This window comes from Tepidiforma sp. (assembly GCF_034433535.1).
Lineage (GTDB): Bacteria > Chloroflexota > Dehalococcoidia > Tepidiformales > Tepidiformaceae > Tepidiforma.
Genome location: NZ_DAOUAO010000085.1, coordinates 1 through 3,822, shown reverse-complemented (window position 1 = coordinate 3,822; position 3,822 = coordinate 1). Strand labels below are relative to the sequence as shown.

The 3,822-nt window shown below is 72.1% G+C and carries 3 protein-coding genes; 2 read left to right on the top strand and 1 reads right to left on the bottom strand.

Annotated features, from left to right (window positions below; genetic code table 11):
• Positions 1–926 (top strand): alanine dehydrogenase (locus VAE46_RS04935; protein ID WP_322795807.1); only part of this gene is annotated, 926 nt, incomplete at its 5' end.
• Between the two features lie 6 nt (positions 927–932).
• Here VAE46_RS04935 and VAE46_RS04930 read toward each other — a convergent pair.
• Positions 933–2,327 (bottom strand): MFS transporter, encoded by a 1,395-nt coding sequence (locus tag VAE46_RS04930; RefSeq protein ID WP_322795806.1) that lies wholly within the window; start codon positions 2,325–2,327, stop codon positions 933–935.
• A gap of 289 nt (positions 2,328–2,616) precedes the next feature.
• Between VAE46_RS04930 and VAE46_RS04925 the strand changes: the two genes are divergently transcribed.
• Positions 2,617–3,822 (top strand): proton-conducting transporter membrane subunit (locus VAE46_RS04925; protein WP_322795805.1); only part of this gene is annotated, 1,206 nt, incomplete at its 3' end.

The window sequence follows — 3,822 nt, the reverse complement described above, 5'->3', positions numbered from 1 at the left end:
AGGTGTGGGCGCGCTGCGACCTGGTGGTGAAGGTGAAGGAGCCGGTGGCGAGCGAGTACGGGTACCTGCGGCCCGGGCTGGTGCTGTTCACCTACCTGCACCTGGCGGCGGACCGTCCGCTGACGGAGCGGCTAATGGCCGCGGGGGTGACCTCGCTGGCGTATGAGCTGGTGCGGAAGGCCGATGGGAGCCTGCCGCTGCTGGCGCCGATGTCGCAGGTGGCGGGTCGGATGGCAGCGGAGATCGGGGCGCAGCTGCTGAAGCATCCCGGGCCCGGGCGCGGCAAGCTGCTGGGCGGGGTGGCCGGGGTGCCGCCGGGGCGGGTGGTCATTGTCGGGTCGGGGACGGTGGCGACGGCTGCGGCGCGGGTGCTGATGGGGCTCGACGCGCGGGTCACGGTGATGTCGCGCGACCTGGGGCGGCTGACCTACCTGCAGGAGAACTTCGGCGGGCGGATCGCGACACGGGTTTCCTCGCCGCAGGCGGTTGCCGAGGAGCTGGCCGGGGCGGACCTTGCGATCCTGGCGGTGCTGGTGCCGGGCCGGGCAGCGCCGAAGGTGGTCACCCGGGGGATGGTGCGCTCAATGGGGGACGGCGCGGTGCTGGTGGACGTTTCGATTGACCAGGGCGGGGCATCGGAGACGAGCCGGCCGACCTCGCACAGCGCGCCGACCTACGTGGAGGAGGGGGTGGTGCACTATTGCGTGACCAACATGCCGGGGGCGGTGCCGCAGACGAGCACGCAGGCGCTGACGAGCGCGACGCTGCCGTACATCGAGGCGCTGGCCGACCTTGGGGTGGAGGAGGCGCTGCGGCGCGACCGGGCGCTGGCGGCGGCGCTGAGCACGTACGGCGGGGCGCTGGTGCGGGGGCCGGTGGCGGAGGAGTTCGGGCTGGCGGCGGCGGCGAACCCGTTCCTCGGGTAGGGCGAACTACTCGGCGGCCGAGGCGGCTGCCGCGGCGGCGCGGCGCTGATAGTCGGCGAGGAACTCCTGCATGGTGCGGGCGGCATCTTCGGCGCAGGTGCGGCTGGCCTGCCAGGCGAGCCAGGTGCCGAAGGCCATGACGACAGTCGTCGCGGAGAGCATCGCCCAGCGGAGGCTTTCGCCCTGGTCGAGGGAGAGGCTGGACTGGAGTCCCTCGGAGATCAGCCCGACCACGAGCGGGGCCGCCGCGGCGCCGAAGACCGCGAGGGCGAGGCCGAAGGCGGAGAAGGACTGCGCGCGGATGCGCGGCGGCGAAACGGCGGCGACGATCGAAATGAGGCCGGGCGTGCCGAGGGAGGCGAGGACGGCACCGATTGCGAGGAAGAAGAGACAGAGCACCGCGTTCGGCATGAGGAAGGCGAGCGTCCACGTGACGGTGAGGACGGCAGTGGCGGCGACGCCGATGCGGCCCATGTAGCGAAAGCCGCGGGCGACGTTGCGGTCGGCGAAGGGGCCGCCGTACCAGGTGCCGATAAAGCCGGCGAGGGCGAGGATGGCGAGGGCGGCACCTGCGCCGGTGGTGGAGAAGCCGAATTCGCGTTCAAAGAGGGCCGGGACCCAGAAGACGACGCCGAAGAGGGAGAAGCCGAAGGCGGCGTTGGTGAAGATGAGGAAGCGGAGGGAGCGGATGCGGAAGATGGTGCCGAGGCTGCGGCGGAAGGAGAGCTTATCGGGCGGGTCCTGGAGGAAGGCGGCAAAGAGCGGGTCCTGGCGGGCGGCATCGAGGAGGTCGGCTTCGCCGCGGCGGGGTTCGCGCAGGCGCAGGGCGTAGATGCCGAGCGCCAGCCCGGGGATGGCGGCAGCTGCGAAGCCCCAGCGCCAGCCGAGCGCCGCCACGATGATGCCGCCGAGCACCGCGCCGAGCACCTGGCCGAGCGGGTTGGCGGAGCGGTGGTAGCCGAGCGCCCGCCCGCGGACTGCGACGGGGTAATAATCGGAGAGGAGGCTGGCGTGGGTGGGGACGATGGTGCCCTGGCCGAAGCCGAGCAGGGCGCGGGTGAGGAAGAGCTGGAGGAAATCACGGGAGGCCGCAGCTGCCAGGCCGGCGCTGCCCCAGATGACGGCCCCGCTGGAGAGGATGGCGATGCGGTTCCAGCGGTCGGCCCAGTTGCCGGCGGGGAGCGAGATGACGCCGGTGATGAAGACGACCGCCAGCGGCAGCAGGCCGACCGTCCAATCGGCGAGGCCGAAATCGGTGCGGATGGGTTCGAGGGCGACGGCGAGGACGGCCCGGTCGAGCTCATCGACGGCGTTGAGGATGAAGAGGACGATGAGCGGCGCGAGGCCGAAATCGCGGAGGCGGGGTCGGTGGGGGGCAGCTGGCTGCGCGACGGCTGTCACTGGCGGCTCCGAAGGGGTGGGGGAACAGGGGGAGAGCATAGCCGATCGAGGGCGATGTGCGAATCGGATTCGTGAATTTCCTTTGGTGCACGAATTGTGCCGGTTTGCAGGGGTCGGCTACGCTGAAGTGAGCAGTCGATGGCGGCGGCGGCCGGTGCCGGTGGGGCCGCCGTTCGGGAGCATCCCCGGGCCCACGTACCCCGCGCCCCGGCACCGGGCGCGGGCTCACTGTTTTCGCAGCTGTGCCGGTGATGGCGCCGGCCGCATTGGCGCTGGAGAGCGACGACGCGTGGAGCTGTTGCTGATCGTGGCAGGTGCGGCGATGGCCTCGCCGCTGGCGCTGGCCCTGCCGGCGCGGCGCTGGCGGGGGGCGCTGCTCGCGCTCGCGCCGGCCGGGATGTTCGCGTGGCTGTGGACGCTGGCCGACCGTGCCGCGGCGGAAGAGCCGGCGGAGTGGAGCGCGGAGTGGGTGCCTTCGCTCGGCATCGCGCTGGCTTTCCGGGCGGATGGGCTCAGCCTGCTCTTCGGGCTGCTGATCACCGGTATTGGGGCACTGGTGCTGGTGTATGCCGAGGCCTACATGGCGGGCAAGCCGGGGGCGGGGCGGCTGCAGGCGACGCTGCTGGCGTTCATGGCGGCGATGCTGGGGGTGGTCTTCGCGGATGACGCGGTGACGCTGTTTGCGGCGTGGGAGCTGACGAGCGTCACCTCCTTTCTCCTGATTTCGTTCGAAGGCGAGAAGCTAAAGGCCCGTAAGGCGGCGGTGCAGGCGCTGCTGGTGACGGGCGCGGGCGGGCTGGCACTGCTGGCGGGGCTGATCCTGCTTGGGCAGGTCGCCGGGACGTACCGGCTCTCTGAGATGGCGGCTGCCGGCGGCGTGATACGGGCGGACGGGCTGTACCACGGGGCGCTCCTGCTGGTGCTGGCGGGTGCGTTCACGAAATCGGCGCAGGTGCCGTTCCACTTCTGGCTGCCGGGTGCGATGGCCGCGCCGACGCCGGTGAGCGCCTACCTGCACTCGGCGACGATGGTGAAGGCCGGGGTCTATCTGCTGGCGCGGATGCACCCGGCGCTCGGCGGGACCGAGGCGTGGACCGGCGCGGTGACGGCCGTCGGGGCGGGGACGCTGGTGGTGGGGGCCTTCGTGGCGTGGCATGAACGGGACCTCAAGCTGGTGCTGGCCGGAACGACGGTCGGAGCGCTGGGGATGATGACCATGCTGCTGGGGCTGGGCACGGACCTCGCGCTAAAAGCGGTGATGGTCTTCGTGGTGGGGCACGCGCTGTACAAGGGCGCGCTCTTCATGGCCGCCGGGGCGATCGACCATGGGACCGGCACCCGGGTGGTGGATGAGCTGGGCGGGCTGCTGCGGGCGATGCCGTGGACGTTCGCGGCCGCAGCCGTCGGGGCGGTTGGGCTGGCCGGGCTGGGCCCGGTGGCGGCGTTCATCGGCAAGGAGGCGGCGCTGGAGGCGGCCTTCGACCGCGACGGCGCG